Source organism: Pseudomonas sp. FBCC-B35 (assembly GCF_059133755.1).
Window position 1 is genome coordinate 2,294,338 of record NZ_CP101439.1, and the last position, 19,911, is coordinate 2,314,248.

Sequence of the window (19,911 nt, forward strand, 5' to 3'; positions counted from 1 at the left end):
CCGGCTTCGCCAACGCTGTTCTTCAGTATCAAGGGGCGATCACAGGCCCTGGCCATGCACCCATCGATGAGGTCTGAAATGGTGTTCGAACCCCGAAGCAGCCGGTCTTTGCTTCAGCGCAGAAGCAGTGTCAGCAACGCCGTGCAAGCCGGTCTGGATGGCGTAGCGGTGACCGGCATCGCCTGGTACCTGATCTACGACCAGTTCGGCTACATCACATCCGACTACGTCATCATGCTGTTGCTGCTGATCGGGGCGCTGGCGGTCATTTACGATCACTACGCCATCTATCGCACCAACGTCGGGCTGTCGATCAAGGCGTTCCGGCTGTTCAAGGCGTGGTCAGCGACGTTCTGCTTCCTGGTGGTCATGGCCTTTCTGACCAAGCAGAGCGAAACCTACTCACGGTTGCTGGTGGTGGAATTGTTCGTCATCGGCTACATCGCCCAGCTGTTCCTGCATTTTGCCGTGCGTGAACTGCAAAAACGCTTTACCGCCCACGCTCGCCTGGAGAACGCCCTGATCATCGGCGACGGGGACCTGGCCAATTTTCTCTATCAGAAAATCAGCAGCAACCCCTGGTTCGGGGAACGGGTGGTGGGCTGCGTGTTGACCGCAGAGGCCGCGCCGCATGGCGACGACGTTGAGCAAGGCAAGCAGCGCCTGCCGGTGCTCGGGCATATCGGTGATCTGGACGGCATCGTCGCCCAGCATGGCATTCGCACGGTCTACCTGGTAACGCCCCTTGGAGGCTCGCAAGTCATCAGCGACGTCTATTTCAAATTGCTCGACAAGTGCATCGCGGTCAACTGGGTGCCCGACATTTTCTCCCTGCGCCTGATCAATCACAGCGTGCGCGAAATCGCCGGCATTCCCGTTCTGACCTTGTCCGAAACCCCTTTGACTGGCATGAGCCTGTTCCTGAAGAACCTCGAGGATCGCATCTTGGCGGCACTGATTCTGCTGTGTGCATCGCCCGTGTTACTGGCCGTGGCCCTGGCAATCAAGCTCGACAGCCCAGGCCCGGTGTTCTTCCGGCAGGAACGCACGGGCTGGACCGGGGAGTCGTTTCGGATCTGGAAGTTTCGCAGCATGCATGTTCACCAGCCCGAAGCCGGGCAGATCAAGCAGGCGCAGAAGAACGACCCGCGCTTGACCCGGGTCGGCGCGTTCATCAGGCGCACCAGCCTCGATGAGCTGCCACAGTTGTTCAACGTGCTGACGGGCGAGATGTCACTGGTTGGCCCCAGGCCCCATGCGTTGCAGCATGACACGTTGTACTCCCAGGACATCGTCGACTATTTTGCGCGCCACAACATCAAGCCGGGCATGACCGGCCTTGCCCAGGTGCGAGGCTTCAGGGGTGAAACCAAGGACATCGAGCAGATGATCCAGCGCGTCGATTCGGACATCGAGTACATCAACAACTGGTCCCTGTGGCTGGATTTCGTGATCCTGGTGCGCACCCTCAACGCTTTTACCGGCAAGCAGGCGTATTAGCGACCCTAACCGCATCCAAGCATGCCCGGTGCTCTGCGCTAGAGGTCTTGCGGTGCGCCAGACAGAGGATGCAATTCACGAAATGCTTGCGCTTCTGCCACCAGCCAGTCGTGTACCGCACGCGCGCCGGGCTGGTTCAACCCGCCGGGTGGGTAGTGCACCACGTAGCGCTTGTGGTTGGGGATGGCGACCCCGAATGGCACGATCAGCGCGCCGCGCTCCAGTTCGTCGTTGAGCAGAGTACGCCGGGCAATGGCCACGCCAAGGCCCGCAATGGCCGCCTCGATGGTCAAGTGGTTGCGGTTGAAGGTGTGGCCACGCCGAACGGGTTGCGCCGACGCGCCGATGCCCTCCAGGTAGAACTCCCATTCGGCATATTCCGAGCTGCCTCGCCACGCCGTGATGTCGTGCAGCAACGGGTAATGCACCAGGTCCGCTGGCCCGTGCAGCGGGGGGCGCCCACGCAGCAGGGCCGGGGAGCAGACCGGGAAGATCTGCTCGGCCAGCAGCGGGGTCGACAGCATGCCCGGGTAGCTGCCGTCATTCAGGTCGATCGCAAGGTCGAAATCCCCAGGCGTCAGTGCCTGTGCGCTGTCCTCGGCCACTAGGCGCAGCTCGATGTCGGGATAGCGCTGCTGGAAACGTGACAGCCGCGGCGTCAGCCATTTGGCCAGAAACGATGGGATCGAGCGCACCCGTACGGTGCCGCGAATTTCACCTGCATCCAGACGCAGCAGTTCGGCCTCGATGCTGCCATAGGCATCGGCCACCGTCTGCGCCAGGCGCTGGCCTTCGGCACTCAGTTCCACGCCACGGGCGCGGCGCAGGAACAGCCGATAACCCAGCCGTTCCTCCAGCTGGCGCATCTGCTGGCTCACGGCCCCTGGGGTGATATGCAGCTCTTCGGCGCAGCGGGTGAACGACAGGTGGCGGGCAGCACAGGCGAACACGTGCAGCCAGACGAAGGATTGCCCTGTCAGTTGACGTCTCATGGTTTAGTCCTGCTAAAGGCTGGCTTAGGAAGTTTCGTTGGTCATTTGTAGCACAGGCGCGCAGTATCTCGCGAAACGGGCCTGTGCGCCCTGGGTTTCCAAGCGTTGGGTGTTTTGGCAGCAGCAACCGCCCGTCAGGTATTAGCATGGCTATCAGTGTTTTCGACCTTTTCAAGATAGGTATCGGCCCCTCCAGTTCGCACACGGTTGGACCGATGCGTGCCGCCGCCACATTTGCCCAAGCGCTGCGCGAGCAGGGCCTGCTCCGAAGCACCCAGCGTGTCGAAGTACGCCTGTACGGCTCGCTCTCGGCCACTGGCGTGGGCCATGCGACCGACCGGGCCTGCCTTCTGGGCCTGATGGGACAGTGGCCGGACCGCATCGATCCTGCCAGCATCGACTCGCGCATCGGCCAGGTACTGCAGGAGCACTGCCTGATGGTCGACGGCAGCCATCCCGTGGCGTTCGACTACGCCCGCGACCTGCTGTTGCTCGATGAAAACCTGCCTTATCACCCCAACGCCATGCGCCTGGAGGCGTTCGACACGCAGACCAGCCTGCTGCACCAGACCTACTATTCGGTGGGCGGCGGCTTCATTGTCGAGGAGGCCGAGCTGACCGCGCCCGTGGGGCTGGCGCCAACCGTCACGCTGCCCTACGAGTTCGACAGCGCAGCCGAGCTGCTGGCGCTGTGCGGCCAGCATGGCCTGAGCGTGGCCCAGTTGATGATGGCCAACGAATGCGCCTGGCGACCCGAAGCGCAGGTGCGGGACGGGCTGCTGCGCATCTGGGCTGCCATGCGCGAGTGCGTCGACAATGGGCTGCGCAACGAGGGCGTATTGCCAGGCGGCTTGCAGGTCAAGCGCCGGGCGGCCAAGTTGCACCGCAGCTTGCAAGAGCTGGGCAAGCCCAATGTCATCGGTTCTACCTTGAGCGCCATGGAGTGGGTCAACCTGTTCGCCCTGGCTGTCAATGAAGAGAATGCCGCCGGTGGTCGCATGGTCACCGCACCCACCAATGGCGCAGCCGGCATCATCCCGGCCGTGTTGCACTACTTCATGAAATTCAACCCCGGCGCCTGCGATGACGACGTGGTGGATTTCCTCCTGGCGGCTGCGGCGGTGGGCATCCTGTGCAAGAAGAACGCGTCGATTTCCGGCGCCGAGGTGGGCTGCCAGGGCGAGGTGGGCTCGGCGTGCTCGATGGCAGCCGCAGGCCTGGCGCAGCTGCTGGGCGCGACACCGGCGCAACTGGAAAACGCCGCTGAAATCGCCCTGGAGCACAACCTGGGCCTGACCTGTGACCCGGTCGGCGGCCTGGTACAGGTACCTTGCATCGAGCGCAATGCCATCGCCGCGGTCAAGGCGATCAATGCCGTGCAGATGGCGCTGCGCGGTGATGGAGAGCACTTCATTTCCCTGGACCGCGTCATCCGCACCATGCGCGACACCGGGGCGGACATGCACGCCAACTACAAGGAAACCTCTCGCGGCGGCTTGGCCGTTGCGTTCGTCGAGTGTTGAGCACCCTGCGCTTCAGCGCACGGCAGTCGAACCCGTGCTGCTGTGCAGGGCCTGCTTGAATAGGCCCTTGAGTTGTTCGTTGCCCGCGTCGATCAAGTGGTTGTCATCGAAATACAGCGGCCTCCCGTCCTTGGAACCCATGCACCTGCCGTCCGGACACAGGTAGGGCACCGGGTCGACGATACCTGCGTGGCAGCGTTCGGCCGCCGTCTCGATGGCTTCCAGGGCTAGGCGGTTGCGGGCCTGGTACTCGCTGACAGGCGTAACGATGTCGCTGTTCATGCCCAGTAGCCGATGCTGCAGGGTCAGGCCCTTGTACACACTGAACGGCATTTCCGGCACTGGCTTGACGATATACACCGGGCGATTGCGTGCCAGCATGCAGACCGTTTGGGTGTAGGTCTGGATGAACTGCCGTTCGAATGCCGGGCCGCTTTGGTGCTTGTCGCCGTTGAAATAGACGCTGTAGCCACTGTGCCGACGCTGGTCGGTATACAGCGCTGCCCGGCTGAACAGGAACAGGGGGACGCCGGGGTAGTCCGTAGCCAGTTTGGCGAACTTGTCGGCGTTGAAAGCTTTGCAGTGCTGCTCGACGTCCTTGTCGCCCATTTCGAAGTCGATCAGGGTAGGGCAGCCGGCCCGGGCCCAGCCCATGGCCGCGCCGGGGTTTTCCAGCATCAAGGCCGCAGCGGTTGACTGGGCATGACTGTCGCCCAGCAAAAGGGCCGAGATGTCGCCGGTGCCCAACACGCACTGCGAGGCCCCGTACGCGTTGGTGTCGCAGTGCTGTGCGTACAGCTTGCTTTCGTATTCTGGCTTGCCGTCATCCTGGGTCCAGCGCAGTTGCGGGTTGTGCTTGATCGCCGAGGCCACGGCCCCGGCCGTTGCCACCCACACCAGGCCCATGCTCGCGTAGCGGACAAGGCCCAGTACCGGGCGCTTCAGGGCGCGTGTCCTGCTTTCGATCAACCCATAGGATGCCGCGCCCAGCGCAACCGACAACAGCACCGCACAGGTCACCGCGCGCCAGTCGTGTAGTAGCCCGCAGGTATAGAGCAACACCACCAAAGGCCAGTGCCACAGGTAGATCGAATACGACGTCTTGCCCAGAAATGCCAGCGCCCGGTTGCGTGCGAACAGGCTGTTGGCATTGGCGTGGATCACCAGCACGGTGCCGATCACCGGCACCAGCGCCAGGTAACCCGGCCAAGTAGCATCGTGGGGCAGCAGTGCCAGGGCGCCTGCAATCAGCGCAAGGCCCAGGCCTTCGCACAGTGCCGCAGCCCTGGGCGAAAGCGCGAGCGGATACAAAAACACCAGCCCCCCAGCGAGCATTTCCCAGGCCCGGGTGGGCAGCAGGAAGAACGATGCGACCGGATGGCCTGGGGTGTAGAGCGCCGAGAACACCAGGGAACCGACACCAAGCGCCAACACAAGGCGCTTGAAGGTTGGCAGTGCAAACACCTTGTGCAGGCCCATCATGATCACTGGGTAAATCAGGTAGAACTGCCACTCCACCGACAGCGACCAGGTGTGCAGCAGCCAGTTTTCCTGAAGCGGTGCGTCGAAATAACTGCCGTCACGGGCGAAATAATGGTTGGACGTGAACAGCAGGCTTTGCTTGCTGGTGCGCAGCAATTCCCGGTAGTCGTCCGTTGCCAGGAAAAAATACCCGAACACTGCCAGGGCGATGCACAACCCCAGCAGGGCCGGAATGATTCGCCTGGCCCTGGCCGCGTAGAAGCCGATCAGCGAGAACTGCTGTTTGTGCAGGCCGCTCACGATGATCCGCGTCATCAGGTAGCCCGAAATCACGAAGAACACATCCACGCCGAGAAACCCGGCCGAGAACCCCGGGATCTTGAAGTGGTACAGCACGACCGATACGACAGCCAACGCACGCAAGGCGTTGATGTTCTTGTGGAACAGCATGGGAGGGGTCCTGATCTGGCCTGGGCCTGGTGGCCCGCTTCCTTTTGGCAGGGTCGGCGTGACCGTGCATTTCAAGGGGCGCAGACTACCACATGGCCCTTGGCCTATACCTGAACGTCTTCACCCCAAGGCCTCGCGCAGCCGGTACCACAACATGCCAAGGGCCAGCAGAGGTGAGCGCAACGCTCTGCCGCCGGGGAACGTGAGGTGCGGCACGGCGCTGAACACATCCAGCCCCTTGCTTTGCCCCAGCGCGATGCTTTGGGCGAGCAGCCTGGCCGTCCAGTGTGTGACGTTCAGCCCATGGCCCGAATAACCTTGGGCATAGTAGACGTTGGGGTGATCACGTAGTCGTCCGACCTGCGGGAAGCGGTTGGCAGTGATGCCGATCATGCCGCCCCATTGGTAGTCGATGCGCACTTCGCCCAACTGCGGGAACACCCGCTGTACCTTGGGCCGCATGTACGCGGCGATGTCGCGAGGATCGCGCCCGGAGTAGTGGCAGGCACCACCGAACAGCAAGCGCCTGTCGGCGGTCAGCCGATAGTAGTCCAGGCCCACTTTTTGATCACACAAGGCCATGTTCTGGGGGATGAGCGACTTCGCGACCGCTTCCTCCAGTGGTTCGGTTGCGACCACGTAGCTGCCCGCCGGCAGCACCTTGCCGCTGAGTCTGGGTTCCAGGCCCTCAAGGTGGGCATTGCAACCGAGTACCAGGCTGGCAGCGCGCACTTTGCCGTGTGCGGTGTGCACCGTTACCGTGGAGCCGTGGTCGATGCGAAGCACGGGGCTCTGTTCAAAGATCTGCACCCCCAGGGACTGCGCCGCTCGAGCTTCGCCCTGCACCAGATCCAGGGGATGTAGGTGCCCTGAGCCCATGTCCACCATGCCGCCTGCGTAGCGGTCGCTGCCGACCACCTCGCGCAGCCGCTCTGCCGGCACCCGGTAGGTGTGCGGCTGGTATCCCAGCGCCGCCAGCTCCTGCTGTTCGGCGCCAAAGGCAGCGAACTGGGCGGGGGTATTGGCCAGCTCGCAGAAGCCCCAGCGCAGGTCGCATTCTATGCCATGGCGGGCGATCCGCTCAGCCACCAGGGTGACCGAGTCGATGCCTGCCTGCTTCAGATACCGCACGCCGTCCTCGCCCACGTACCGGGCGAAGCCGTTGACGTCGTGGCCGATACCACGGATCAGCTGGCCGCCGTTGCGCCCGCTGGCGCCCCAGCCCACGCGCCGGCCTTCGAGCAGCACCACCGACAGGCCGCGCTCGGCGAGTTCCAGCGCAGTGTTGACCCCTGTCAGGCCACCGCCGACGACGCACACATCGGCATCGATGTCGCCCTCCAGGTGCGGGTAGCGGTTGGTATCACGGGCAGTGGCCGCATAGTAGGACGCGGCATGTTCGGCAGGTAAAGTCATGGGGCGTGCTCACTCAGCGATTGGACTTGATCTTGGTCCAGGAGCGCGTCATCAGGCGCATGATCTTCGGACTCTGTGTCGTGGAGATGTACAGCTTGTCCAGCACCTCCTGAGGGGGGTAGACCTCGGGGTTGTTCACCAGCGCCGGGTCCATGAATGCCTTGGCATCGGGGTTGGCATTGGCATAACCGACCGTCGCGCTCACCTTGGCGATGACCTGTGGGTCGAGCAGGTAGTTGATGAAGGCCAGGGCCTGCTCGGGGTTGTTGGCATCCTTGGGGATGGCCAGCAGGTCGAACCACAGGTTGCTGCCCTCCTTGGGGATGCTGTAGGCGATCTTCACGCCATTTTTGGCGTCCGCCGCGCGGTTGGCCGCCTGGAACACATCGCCCGAATAGCCAAACGCGATGCAGATGTTGCCGTTGGCCAGGTCCGATACGTATTTGGAGGAGTGGAAGTACGTGATATAGGGCCGCAGGGCCAGCAGGCGCGCCTCGGCCTTGGGATAGTCCGCTGCGTTTTCGCTGCGCGGGTCCATGCCCAGGTAGTTGAGCATGGCTGGGAACAATTCGTCGGGAGAATCCATGAAGGCCACGCCGCACTGCTTGAGTTTCTTGAGGTTTTCGGGCTCGAACAGCACCGCCCAGGAGTCCACTCGATCGATACCCAATGCTGCCTTGACCTTGTCCACGTTGTAGCCGATGCCGTTGGTCCCCCACAGGTAGGGCACTGCATAGCGGTTACCGGGATCGTTCTGCTCCAGCAATTTGAGCAATTTGGGGTCCAGGTGCTGCCAGTTGGTCAGCTTGCTGCGATCAAGCGGCAGGAAAGCGCCCGCCTGGGCCTGACGGGCCAGGAAGTGGTTGGACGGGACCACCACGTCATAGCCGGTGCGACCGGCCAGCAGCTTGCCTTCGAGGGTCTCGTTGGAGTCGAACACGTCGTACACCACCTTGATACCGGAGCTGGCCTGGAAGTCCGCCAGCGTCGTGTCACCGATATAGTCGGTCCAGTTGTACACGCTCACCGTCGGCGCCGCCTGGCTGGTGGCCGCGAACAACAGGGTGAATGCAGAAGGGATCAGGGCTTTCAGGTAATGCATGACGACACCTCGTTGGCATTGTTGTGGGTGTGCGGTATGGAAGGGCCGCGCTGCGGCCCCCGCAGGGTCAGACGCTCAGCATCAGGAACTCACGCTCCCATGAGCTGATGACGCGCTTGTAGTTCTCATGCTCGGCGCGCTTGACCGCCACGTAGCCTTGCACGAAGGACTTGCCCAGGTACCGTTGCACGGTCTGGCAATCTTCCATGTGCTGCAGCGCATCCTCGATGGTGATCGGCAGGCGCAGGTTGCGCCGTTCATAGGCCCGGCCCTGGACCGGGGCGCTGGGGTCGATCTGCTCGACCATGCCCAGGTAGCCGCACAGCAGGCTGGCGGCGATGGCCAGGTAAGGGTTGGCGTCTGCGCCCGGCAAGCGGTTTTCCACGCGCATCGACTCGGGTGTGGAGGTGGGTACGCGCAGGCCAGCGGTGCGGTTTTCCTCGCCCCACTCGACGTTGACCGGGGCGGAGGTGTCCGGCAGGAACCGGCGGAACGAGTTGACGTTGGGGGCGAACATCGGCAGCAACTTGGGTATGTACCGTTGCAGGCCGCCGATGTGGTGCAGGAACAACTGGCTCATGCTCCCGTCATCGTTGGCGAACACCGGCTTGCCCGTGGCCACGTCGAGCACGCTTTGGTGCAGGTGCATGGCGCTACCCGGTTCATCGGTGATGGGCTTGGCCATGAACGTGGCCGCCACGTTGTGCTTGAGGGCCGCTTCGCGCATGGTGCGCTTGAATACGGTGATCTGGTCGGCCAGGTCAAGCGCGTCACCGTGACGGAAATTGATTTCCATCTGCGCCGGGCCGTCTTCGTGGATCAGGGTGTCCAGGTCCAGCCCCTGCAGCTCGCACCAGTCATAGACATCCTCGAACAACGGGTCGAACTCGTTGGCAGCGTCGATGGAGAACGATTGGCGCCCACTCTCGGCACGCCCGGAGCGTCCCAGCGGCACCTGCAATGGCAGATCGGGGTCTTCGCAGCGCTGGGTCAAGTAGAACTCCATCTCCGGGGCCACGATGGGTTGCCAGCCTTTATCGGCATACAGTTGCAGCACTTTCTTGAGAACGTTTCTAGGTGACAGCTCGATCGGGTTGCCCTGTTTGTCGAAGGTGTCATGGATCACGATGGCGGTCGGCTCGATAGCCCAGGGGATTTGATACACCGCGCTGGGGTCAGGCCGGCAGATCATGTCGATGTCGGCCGCATCGAGCAGGCTGTAGTAGATATCGTCGTCGACGTAGTCGCCGGTGACGGTCTGTAACAGCACGCTCTCGGGCAGGCGCATGCCGCGTTCGTGCAGGAACTTGGCAGTAGGGGCGATCTTGCCGCGGGCGATGCCGGTCAAGTCGCTGATGACGCATTCGACCTCGGTGATGCGGTGCTCTTTCAGCCAGGCGGACAACTGATCGAAGGGGGCGTTCATACGGACCTCTTGAGGTTATCGGTGAGTGCGCGGCATTACAGGTGAACAGCCATTGGCTTCCCAGTCGACGCGCTGGCGACTATCTTGGTCGCAGTCCCGGCTACGATCTATCCACTTTCTACGCTGTCGAATGCACCATTAGAGTGCACAAAGGATGTCGCGTGAATACCGCAGATGCCTTGCAAGTCCAGGCTTACCACACTCACGATGTGACCGAGCAGGTCCGCGTCACACCTGGGTGGCAGCAGCACTATCGGCAGATGTCGCCGGGTCATTTCAGCGGCGAGCTCCGCTGCCTGGGCCTGGACGGGCTGCAGGTGTACGAAGAACGTCTCAACACGCGCGTGGAACAATTCTTTCGGCCTCCGCAGGGCTCGTTGACCTTCTGCTTCGACCGAAGCGAGAACAACCTGTACCTGCTCAATGAGCATACCCGCAACATCTGGATCACCCCCGAGCACTATCAGGAAGTGGCCGTGGTGTTCGAGCAGGCCTTCCTGCTCAGCCATGGGCTGGACCTGGAACGCCTTCAGGGCTTGTTCATGGTGCCGCTGGGCAGCGGGCAAACGGCGTTGTTCGGCAGTTGGCTGAGCGCCACCCTGACCCACTTGGGGCAATCCCAGGGCCGTGTGCAGGGGCAAGCCCTGGCCGAGCAGCTGCTGCACGATTGCCTGTTCATTCTGGACACCGCCTGCCAGCGGCTGCAGGGCGTGGCACTGGGGCAACAGGTCGAGGCGCGGGCCATCATGCGCCGTGTCAGTGAATGGGCCGCCGATTGTCCCGAACAGACGCTTAACCTGGTCGAACTGGCGAGCGTTGCGGGCGTTTCGCTACGCCAGTTGCAGCAGGCGTTCAAGGCCTTCACAGGGATGCCCCCTGCGCAGTGGTTGCGGTTAAGACGCCTGAACGGCGCCCGGCGCGATTTGTTGAATGGGGCCGGTGGCACGGTGGCCGAGGTGGCGATGCAATGGTCGTTCTGGCATTTAGGAAGGTTTTCAAATAGTTACAGGCATTTGTTCAAGGAACTTCCCAGTGACACGTTACGGCGTGCCAAGGCTTGAGCAGCCCTCAAGTTGCGGCATGACAACCCCCAGGTGTTTGGTGCCTGCATCAGGGCGATAAAGTTGCTATCGTGCCGCCCTGATAAACGCCTGAGGTGCCGATGTTCTACCTGCCTTTGCCCAGTGACCAGGCCGACAACCTTGCCGGCGGCACGTGCGCCGATACACTGGCCGCTGCCGATGTGCTGCAAGCGGCTGCCGTGCTGTTCGTCCAGCACCTGGCCCGTCAACCCAGGCCGCTCACAGCCGACGCCCAGGAGCGGCGCTTCGCCGAGGTGCTGCGCATTGCCCAGCAGGTCGAGCAGGCAGCGCCCGGGCGCTTTCAGGCGCAGGTACAGCAGCAGTTCGACCGCGAAGCGTTCGCCATGGGCCTGGGCATGCTGGGCGAGAATGGCGTCGCGTTGCTATCGCCTGAGGTCGCCTATTCGCCGGATGAATTGCTGGACGATCAGGGGCAGTGGAACTACCAGTTCGCCGACCTGTATCGCCAGCGCGTCACGCCCCTGCATGCCGTGCACCTGCCGTCGCTTGCCAGTGATCTCAAGCTCAGTGACCAGCAGAACCGCCTGTTGCGTGAGTTTCTCAGCGGGGTAGACGAGTCGGTGGCGGTGCAGGGCTTTGCGGGCACCGGCAAGACCTTTCTGATTCATCAGTTCGCCAGGTTGCTCGATCCGCAGCGCACTTTGCTGCTGGCCTTGACCGAAGGGCAACTGCGCGCGCTGCAGGCGCGGGTAAAGGATGCCGCGGCCTACACGGCCATGACGTTCGGGCAACTGGCCGATGAGCTCTTGAACCGCGACCTGACCCGTACCGGCTGGCGACTGCGTGACCCGTATCGCACCCGGCAGTCCTGGCGCCCGCAGGAGTCGCAGATCGTGCGCTGGCTCGGCTTGCCCGATGTCGGACCGCTGTCGGCAGTCGACGTGGTGGGTGTGTGCGTACGCGCGGTGCGCGCCTTTTGCCACACTGGCGACGCCCAGATTGGCTTGCACCACTTGCCGTCGTCCGTGCCCGGTAGCACGCCGCTGGACCAGCAAGTGCTGCTCGAAACGGCGCGCCTTTACTGGCAGGCGCTGATCCGCCCCCCGGCCAGGGAAATTCAGTTGCCGCTGCGTGATTATCACCGGGTGAAATTGCTCGCCCTGACCGGCTATCTGATCGATGCGCGTTATACCCATGTCATCGTGGACGAAGCCCACGAATTGTCAGCGCCCATGCTCGAGGTGCTCGACCGCAGCCCGCAGTCGGTGATTGCGCTGGGTGACGAGTTGCAGAACCTCAATGGCCTGAGCGCCCACCACGGCGGGTTCATTCGTCAACGCTACATCGACCATTCGTTGCGGGTCGGGCCGGCCATGGACAATGTGCTCAACCCGTTGATTCAGGCGCACCCGGCGGCCATCCAGGCCGCGTTCAGCGGCAGTGCCGAGCATTACACGCGCGTCAGTTTCTTCGACGGCGTGACCGTGCCCGAGCAGCCAACGGCCTTGATCGTCGAGGACGAGTGGGGCCTGTTCGGTTGGTTCCAGCGCCTGACGCACCTTGGGGTTGCGTTCGTGATGCTGCACGGGGCACGCAAGGACTTCGAGCTGTTCGTGGAAGACTGCATCGAGCTGTACCGCCACGGCACCCGGCCCCGGCACCCGATGCTGTTCCGGTACGCCAGCTGGCAGGCGCTGGCCGAGCACAAAGGGGACGACAAGGCGTTCATCGCGGTGGCTTCGATGCTGGGCAAGGGGTATACCGCGCAGCACTTTGCCAAGGCCAAGAGCCGCTATCGCTGGGACAAGGCGCCCAAGCTGTTCCTGGGGCGGGTTCGGGATGTGAGAAACATGGAGTTCGCGCGGGTGATGGTGTCGCCAGAGCTGATGGTGCCGCAACAGGTGACAGGCAATCGCAACGAGCGCGCTCGGTTGCTGGCAGGGTTGTACACGGCGTGTTCCAGGGCTCGACATGAGCTGATCGTGCCGGGTGGGATGCTCGATTGGGTGAAAGATCAGGGGCGGGGGTGATGGAGAGTGAGGGTCAGCCGGGTGGGTAACAATTGCACCTCGGCTGAACGCTGCTCGTTCTTTCAGGCAGGGGCCCCCCTGCCTGAAAGGTGCTGCAGCGCCAGGCCCCCGCATTCAGCTTTGACTCTAGATCGGGGGGCCGCGCAGCGGCTTCGCGCGATGTAACACGCGAAGCTAAAACGCCATGACCACAACCCGGCTCTCATGCCAGACAGCGCCTTAGTTGCGATCCAACCACACGGTCTGCACATTGGTGAACTCCCGCACGCCAAAGTGCGACAGTTCACGCCCGAACCCGCTTTTCTTCACCCCGCCGAAGGCGACACGGGGGTCGGAGGCGCAGTAGCCATTGATGAACACCGCACCGGTCTCCAGCGCCGACGTCATCCGTTCGGCCAAGGCATAGTCGGCCGTGTAGATGGTCGAAGCCAGGCCAAACTCGCTGTCGTTGGCCAATGCCACGGCATGGTCGGCATCCCGCGCGGTCGTGATCGCCGCAACCGGGCCGAACAATTCCTGCCTGAAAGCTGTCATCTGCGGCGTCACATCACCCAGCACGGTGGGTGCATAAACGTTGGCCACACCTTCGACTTTGTGGCCACCGAGCAATAAGGTAGCCCCCTCGGCAAGGCTGGCCTGCACCTGGCCATCGAGCTCGTCACGCAAATCGTAGCGGGCCATGGGGCCAATATAGGTCGCATCTTCAAGCGGGTTGCCCACTTTCAAGGCCTGTGTTGCTTCCACGAATTTGCGTGTGAAGGCCTCGGCGATGCTCTGTTCGACGATAAAGCGCTTGGCGGCCGCGCACACCTGCCCGGTATTCTGATAACGGCCGATCACTGCCGCCTGCACCGCCGCATCCAGATCGGCATCGGCCAGCACAATGAAAGGGTCCGAACCGCCCAGCTCCAGGACGCACTTCTTCAGCGCAGCACCGGCCTGTGCACCGATCGCCATGCCGGCGCGCACGCTGCCGGTCAAGGTCACCGCCGCAATGCGCGGGTCGTTGATGGCGCGTGTCACACCCTCCGGTGTTACGTTGAGCACCTCGAACACACCCTCTGGTACGCCCGCATCCTTGAACAGCTTATCCAGCAGGTAGGCGCTGCCCATCACGTTGGGGGCATGCTTGAGCACGTAGGTATTGCCCGCCAGAATCGCGGGTACCGCGCCGCGCAGCACCTGCCAGATGGGGAAGTTCCAGGGCATCACAGCCAGGATCGGGCCCAACGGGCGGTACTCGATACGGGCTCTTTCAACCTGGGTCGCTTCAGGCGCGAGCATCGCGGGGCCGTGCTCGGCGTACCAGCGGCACAGACCCACGCACTTGCTGACTTCACCCCGTGCCTGCGTGATTGGCTTGCCGATTTCGCGGCTGATCATCTGAGCAAAGGTCTCTGCCTGCGCCTCCAGGGCAGTGGCCAGGGCCAGGAGGTGCTCGCTGCGCTGATCGGCCGACAGCCGGCTCCACTGACCGTAGCCGCACTTGGCCCGCGTTAGCGCCGCCTCGAGCGCGGCATCGGTGTCGAACGGGTAAGCGCCGATCTGTTCGCCGGTGAACGGGTCGAGTGAGATGGCGTGGGTCTGGCTGCTGATCGCATTCATGGCGTGGCACTCTCGCTGTAGTTATGCAGTGGGCTCAGACTAGTGGGCTAGGGCTTTAATGAAAACTGAATAATAATGAGTCACTCATTCACGTTTGGAGAAAGCCGTGGACCTGATACAACTTGAGATGTTCAAGGCAGTCGCCGAGCAAGGCAGCATCAGTGCAGCCGCGCAGCATATCCACCGGGTGCCCTCCAACCTGACCACGCGCATCAAGCAACTGGAAGAGGACCTGGGCGTGGACCTGTTCATACGTGAGAAAAGCCGCCTGCGCTTGTCCCCGGCCGGCTGGAACTTCCTGGAGTACACCCGGCGCATCCTCGACCTGGTTCAGGAAGCGCGTAGCACCGTGGCAGGGGAGGACCCACAGGGCACGTTCGCCCTGGGCTCTCTGGAGAGCACTGCGGCGGTGCGCATCCCGGCCGTACTGGCAGCCTACAACCAGCGCTATCCCAAAGTGGACCTGGACCTGTCCACGGGCCCCTCCGGGACCATGCTCGAAGGCGTTCTGTCGGGTCGGCTGGTGGCCGCGTTCATCGACGGGCCGGTCTTGCACCCTACCTTGGAGGGCATGCCGGTTTTCGAAGAAGAGATGGTCATCATCGCGCCCCTCAACCATGCGCCTGTGAACCGGGCGCAAGACGTCAACGGCGAGAATATCTACGCGTTTCGCGCCAACTGCTCCTACCGGCACCATTTTGAAAACTGGTTCGTCAACGATCAGGCCGTCCCACGCAAGATTCACGAAATGGAGTCCTACCACGGCATGCTGGCGTGCGTCAGTGCCGGTGCGGGCTTGGCCATGATGCCGCGCACCATGCTGGAGAACATGCCAGGGTGCAGCACGGTCAGTGCCTGGCCGATGTCTGAAGACTTCCGTTACCTGAAAACCTGGCTGGTCTGGCGCCGTGGGACGGTCTCGCGCAGCCTTTCGACGTTCGTGAATCTACTTGAAGAAAGCATCTCATCATCCTGATTTGAAAAGATTTGAACGATGCTGAAGGCGTTCGGTCTAGGCATCGGTCGCCGGGCTCGATGCATCAGACTGTCACGCTAGGGCATTGGATATATCAAGCGGTCTAGCACGCTTATCTGCCTAACCCAAGCAGTAAACGGCTAAAAGGATCACGGGAAGTGATAGCAATCTACTTCCAAGTTCCTATACAACTGACCATAATCCGGCAATTATTACATCGTGTGACCGAAACACGAGATTCGGTTACCAAAAATTTCGAGAGGTTAAACCCTGCGCCGTTCGGTCAGCGTTCAGCAAGCTGACGCAACCAACTGACACAGGGTCCATGCCTCCAGTTGTCGCACTTACCATCAGGAGATGTCATAGATGAAATCCCGTATCGCTGCTTCGTTGGCTGCCGCCGTGCTGGCCTTCGCCGGGGCGAACCTGGCCCAGGCTGCCCAGGTTACCGGCGCCGTCGGTGTCACCAGCCAAGGCGACATGACCTACCGTGCAGGCTTGTCCTTCGACTGGGACAAGCAGTGGTTCGAGACCAGTGTCGGCCACCTGACCGGCTACTGGGACGCGGGCTACACCTATTGGGAGGGCGGTGACGCCAGCGGTGCCCACTCGCTGTCCTTCAGCCCGGTGTTCACCTATGAATTCAGCGGCTTCACCTACACCCCCTACATCGAAGCAGGCATCGGTATCGCAGCATTTTCCAAGACCCGGGTCGGCGACCAGCGCATGGGCTCGTCCTTCAACTTCGAAGACCGCATCGGCCTGGGCCTGAAGTTGCCGTCGGAGCAGAAGGTCGGCATCCGCGCCATCCATTACTCCAACGCGGGCATCCGCCAGCCTAACGATGGCATCGAGTCGTACTCGCTGTTCTACAGCAGAGGCTTCTGATGACCAGCCCGGCTCGGCGGCTGCCTGGCCGCCGAGCCGGTCGAGTGCCTGTCAGAAGGTGTAGGCCACCCCGGCCTGCACCGTACGAGGCGCGCCCGGATAGGCGTAGGTGTTGAACGAGCCTTCGTCATAGCCCTTGTTGAACAGGTTCTTCACGTCCAGGTTCAGGCGTACGTGCTCGTTGACCTTATAGAAGCTCAGCAGGTCCACCACGCTGTAGCGCTCCATGGTGTAGGTGCTGGTTGCGGTCTGGCCGGCACGGTCATCCACGTATTTCACCCCAACGCCCAACCCGAGCCCCTTGGCCAAACCGTCCTGGAACTCGTAGGTGTTCAGCAGGCTGAAGGTGTTGCGCGGGATATTGGCAAGGCGCGTACCGCTGGGCAGGCTGGTGTCCTTGGTGACTTGGGCATCAACATAGGAATAGCCACCGATGACGCGCCATTCTGGGGTCAGGTTGCCTGCCACGTTGATATCAAGCCCGCGGCTGCGCACCTCACCTGCAGCCACCTTGAAGGTGTTGGTAGGGTCGCTGGGGTCGTTGGCCAGGACGTTTTCCTTGACGATGTGATAGACCGCAGCATCCGCGCTCAGCTGGCCATCGAGCGACGCCCACTTTAACCCCAGCTCATAAGACTTGCCCTTTTCCGGATCGAAGCCGCCACCGCTGGCGGGCGTGCCGGTGTTGGGCTTGAACGAGCGCGCGGTGTTGGCGTACACCGCCAGGGTATCGGTCAGGTCGTAGATCAGGCCAAAGCGCGGCGTCACGCCATTTTCGCCTTTGCTGAAGTCGCGGTTGGTCGGCATCTTGTCGTCGTAGTCATGCTCGAAGCGCTCCAGGCGTACCCCGGCCAGCGCCTTGAGGCGCTCGGTCAGGGCCACTTGGTCCTGAATGAAGAACGCCCAGGTTTGCAGGTTTTCCTTGTCCCAGGTGGTCGTGCGGGTCAGGGCAGGGCGAGGCTGGCCCAGTACCGGGTGATAGATATCGATGGGGTAGGTGCCATCGCGCGCCGAGGAGCGCTGGATGATGGAGTTGTAATCGTAGTTCTCGTATTCGACGCCGGTCAGCAAGGTGTGGCTGAACGCGCCTGTATCGAAGTGCCCTGTCAGGTTCAGCTGCCAGTCCCGGTCGGTCCACTGCAGCTTGCGCCAGTTGAAGTTGCGCTCCAGGGTGCGACCATCCACCGGGGCCTTGTTGGCTTCCACGGCATTGCCCTGCAGGCTGCCATCGAGGAACTGGAACCCGCCGGCCAGCGTCCAGTCTTCGTTGAGCAGGTGCTCGAAGCGTATCTGGGCCATGTTGTTGTCGTTGTGCAGCAGGTTGTCACTGCCCTTTTCCCAGATGTAGGTGTCCCGCGAGGCGCTGCGCGGTTGGGTAGCGTAGCGGGTCAGGCCGCGATCAAGGGGGTGGTTGTTGCGCATGAAGTCGCCTTCGAACACCACCTTGGTGCTGTCGTTGACCTGCCAGCTCAGTACTGGGGCCACGTCGTAGCGCTCGCCCTGCACATCGTCACGGAAACTGTCGCCGCCTTCGCCCAGCACATTGAGCCGGTAGGCCACAGAGCCGTCCTCGTTTAGCGGCCCGGTGGCATCGAGGGTGGCGCGGTGCATGCCTTGGTCGTCGAACTGACTGCCCAGTGTCACGCTCGGGTCCGACAGGGGTTGCTTGCTGACCACGTTGAAGGTGCCACCCGGATCGCCACGGCCATACAGGCTGCTGGCCGGGCCACGGATGACTTCCAGGCGCTCGACCGTATTGGCGTCTGGCGCATTGGGGTACCCCCGGTTGATCGGGAACCCGTTGCGGTAGAACTCGCCGGTGGTGAAGCCGCGCACCGTGAAAGTGGTAAGGCCTTGGCCGCCGAAGTTGTTGGCGCGGCCGACGCCGCCGGCATAATCGAGCCCGTCCTGCAGACGGGTGGCGCCGGTATCCTGGAGGACATCCTTGGGTACCACGCTGACGGACTGAGGCGTCTCGTGCAGTGCCGTGTCAGTGCGCGTGGCACTGGCCGAGCGGCTGGCCTTGTACCCCTGGACCGGGCCGTCGGCCCGTTCGGCATCGGCACTGCCGGTAATGCTCAAGGCTTGAAGTTCGATTTGCGCGGCGTCGGGCGGGGAGGCCGGATCGGCAAACGCCAGGGGGGAAACGGCATGAAGTACACAAAGCGAGACGAACGTGCGACGCATCGACAGTACGATCCTGAGTAGGGCGCTAGAGTTGGAGGTGTAACCGCGCCGGGAAAATACTACGAATCATTATCAAATGCATCTATTTCGGTTTACACCTGTGCTTTGTTTGCGCAGAGGGGTAGGCGCAGGTCGCTACCCGCCTGTCATCCATTTGGTCAGGCCATTACGGCCGCTTACGCCTAACTTGGCAGCAGCGCGTTTGAGATAGGTTTCCACCGAGCTGTTCTTCACATTCAACCGCCGGGCGAGCTCAGGGACCGTGCAGCCGCTCAGCAGGCCCACGCACACCTCTTGTTCGCGCACCGAGAGCTTGACTGAAGCCTGCATCAGACGTCTGCCGAACGTCTGTTGCAGTCTGCCGACCTCTGCGTCATCCAGCGCCTGGCCAATCACTTCGGCGCCGTCATGATCGAGCAATTGACCGTGATGTTCGACGAGCGGCAGCAGCGTACTGGAGAGGCTCTTGAGCTGCGACAGCTCTGCCAGCGAAAAGCGTCGCTCGCAGGGCAAGCGGTAGGCACTGATCACCCACCGTTTGGTACCGCTGCAGGACACCAGGTGGCATTGATGGGCCGGGCGCAGATTACGCGGATTGCTGCCTTCGGGCGCCTTGAACTCGATGAGCAATGGGTCGTGCATCTGCTCGATCGATTGCAGCAGGGGATGAGGCAAGCGTGAGCCCACCTGCCTTGCATGCACACCGGCGCGGCCGAGCACTTCGACCCGGCTGTCCGTCAACTGCGGTGCATCGAGGGTCCATTCACTGATTTCCAACCCGTCGATGCTGACTTGATCCTGTACCAGGCGAAGCATCTGCTCGGCGAAACAGGCGCCGCCGGTCTGCGCGATCAATTCACCCAGCTGCAGATAGAGATGAGGGTCCGGTCGGTAGTCGGAGCGAGCGTTCAACATCATGTCGATGGGTTCCTGAGGGCCTGCTGTAACTGCGTCTGCCCGCGCAATCACATTGCAATCGGGCAGGGTGTATGGGCGTATTCAAGCCCGCTGACTGGAAGACGTCTGTAGCGGGATTCAGGGACAGAACATGCCAGCAAAAGGTGGTAGGCGCAGATCATCGGATGCGTGGGGAACGCTGGAAAAAGGGCCAAATGCCAGCAAATTGGCGTCAGAAGGGTGGCTCCGCAGGGATAAGCGAAGCCAATACAATATGCCGTGAGCCATCGTCGCCAGCCCCGTGTAGGTAATCTCCTACAAGGATTTCAGCAGCCCACGTTGCTTGCGAGGGTGTCCGGGTTTAATGGGCCATACAGGGCAGGCGCCCGGTGTT

14 protein-coding genes are annotated in these 19,911 nt (G+C 62.3%); 6 read left to right on the forward strand and 8 right to left on the reverse strand.

All coding sequences use genetic code 11. The features are described from left to right. Positions 1–78: 78 nt before the first annotated feature. The gene (locus tag NMB38_RS10760; protein WP_027916334.1) at positions 79–1,500 is read left to right on the forward strand and encodes an undecaprenyl-phosphate glucose phosphotransferase; all 1,422 of its coding nucleotides are present in this window, start codon (positions 79–81) and stop codon (positions 1,498–1,500) included. 38 nt (positions 1,501–1,538) lie between these two features. Here the strand turns inward: NMB38_RS10760 and NMB38_RS10765 are convergent, their stop codons facing one another. Further along, positions 1,539–2,492: a LysR substrate-binding domain-containing protein gene (locus tag NMB38_RS10765; RefSeq protein ID WP_027916333.1), complete on the reverse strand. Its 954-nt coding sequence runs from the start codon at positions 2,490–2,492 to the stop codon at positions 1,539–1,541. Between the two features lie 146 nt (positions 2,493–2,638). On the opposite strand from NMB38_RS10765, the gene NMB38_RS10770 reads away from it, so the two are divergent. Continuing rightward, positions 2,639–4,015: an L-serine ammonia-lyase gene (locus NMB38_RS10770; protein WP_027916332.1), complete on the forward strand. Its 1,377-nt coding sequence runs from the start codon at positions 2,639–2,641 to the stop codon at positions 4,013–4,015. A 12-nt stretch (positions 4,016–4,027) separates the two neighbouring features. Here NMB38_RS10770 and NMB38_RS10775 read toward each other — a convergent pair whose 3' ends face one another. The 4 genes from NMB38_RS10775 to NMB38_RS10790 all read right to left on the reverse strand — a co-directional run bounded on the left by NMB38_RS10775 (position 4,028) and on the right by NMB38_RS10790 (position 9,891). Next, positions 4,028–5,947: an acyltransferase family protein gene (locus NMB38_RS10775; protein WP_254286811.1), complete on the reverse strand. Its 1,920-nt coding sequence runs from the start codon at positions 5,945–5,947 to the stop codon at positions 4,028–4,030. Between the two features lie 120 nt (positions 5,948–6,067). Next, positions 6,068–7,363, reverse strand: a complete 1,296-nt coding sequence (locus NMB38_RS10780; protein ID WP_028687794.1) for an NAD(P)/FAD-dependent oxidoreductase — start codon at positions 7,361–7,363, stop codon at positions 6,068–6,070. A 13-nt stretch (positions 7,364–7,376) separates the two neighbouring features. Continuing rightward, positions 7,377–8,465 carry a polyamine ABC transporter substrate-binding protein gene (locus tag NMB38_RS10785; RefSeq protein ID WP_028687795.1) on the reverse strand — a complete coding sequence of 363 codons (1,089 nt, stop codon included), beginning with the start codon at positions 8,463–8,465 and terminating at the stop codon, positions 7,377–7,379. Between the two features lie 67 nt (positions 8,466–8,532). After that, entirely contained in the window at positions 8,533–9,891 is a 1,359-nt protein-coding gene (locus NMB38_RS10790) for a glutamine synthetase family protein (protein ID WP_027916328.1), read from the reverse strand. 161 nt (positions 9,892–10,052) lie between these two features. Between NMB38_RS10790 and NMB38_RS10795 the strand changes: the two genes are divergently transcribed. Together NMB38_RS10795 and NMB38_RS10800 are read left to right on the forward strand one after the other, a co-directional pair. Further along, a complete protein-coding gene (locus NMB38_RS10795; protein ID WP_104926186.1) occupies positions 10,053–10,952 on the forward strand; it encodes a helix-turn-helix domain-containing protein in 900 nt (299 codons plus the stop codon). A gap of 101 nt (positions 10,953–11,053) precedes the next feature. Further along, entirely contained in the window at positions 11,054–12,964 is a 1,911-nt protein-coding gene (locus NMB38_RS10800) for an AAA family ATPase (protein WP_027916326.1), read from the forward strand. Between the two features lie 219 nt (positions 12,965–13,183). Here the strand turns inward: NMB38_RS10800 and NMB38_RS10805 are convergent, their stop codons facing one another. After that, positions 13,184–14,569, reverse strand: coding sequence for an aldehyde dehydrogenase family protein (locus NMB38_RS10805; protein WP_059184028.1), 1,386 nt, complete (start codon positions 14,567–14,569; stop codon positions 13,184–13,186). Between the two features lie 106 nt (positions 14,570–14,675). Here NMB38_RS10805 and ptrR point away from each other — a divergent pair, with 106 nt between their 5' ends. Together ptrR and NMB38_RS10815 are read left to right on the forward strand one after the other, a co-directional pair. Further along, a complete protein-coding gene (gene ptrR / locus NMB38_RS10810) occupies positions 14,676–15,545 on the forward strand; it encodes a putrescine utilization regulator PtrR (RefSeq protein ID WP_023535440.1) in 870 nt (289 codons plus the stop codon). 366 nt (positions 15,546–15,911) lie between these two features. Beyond that, positions 15,912–16,433 (forward strand): acyloxyacyl hydrolase, encoded by a 522-nt coding sequence (locus tag NMB38_RS10815; protein ID WP_059184027.1) that lies wholly within the window; start codon positions 15,912–15,914, stop codon positions 16,431–16,433. 51 nt (positions 16,434–16,484) lie between these two features. Here NMB38_RS10815 and NMB38_RS10820 read toward each other — a convergent pair whose 3' ends face one another. Together NMB38_RS10820 and NMB38_RS10825 are read right to left on the reverse strand one after the other, a co-directional pair. Beyond that, entirely contained in the window at positions 16,485–18,620 is a 2,136-nt protein-coding gene (locus tag NMB38_RS10820; RefSeq protein WP_242810465.1) for a TonB-dependent siderophore receptor, read from the reverse strand. Positions 18,621–18,755: 135 nt separating this feature from the next. Then, entirely contained in the window at positions 18,756–19,538 is a 783-nt protein-coding gene (locus NMB38_RS10825; RefSeq protein ID WP_042139415.1) for a helix-turn-helix transcriptional regulator, read from the reverse strand. Positions 19,539–19,911 lie beyond the last annotated feature (373 nt).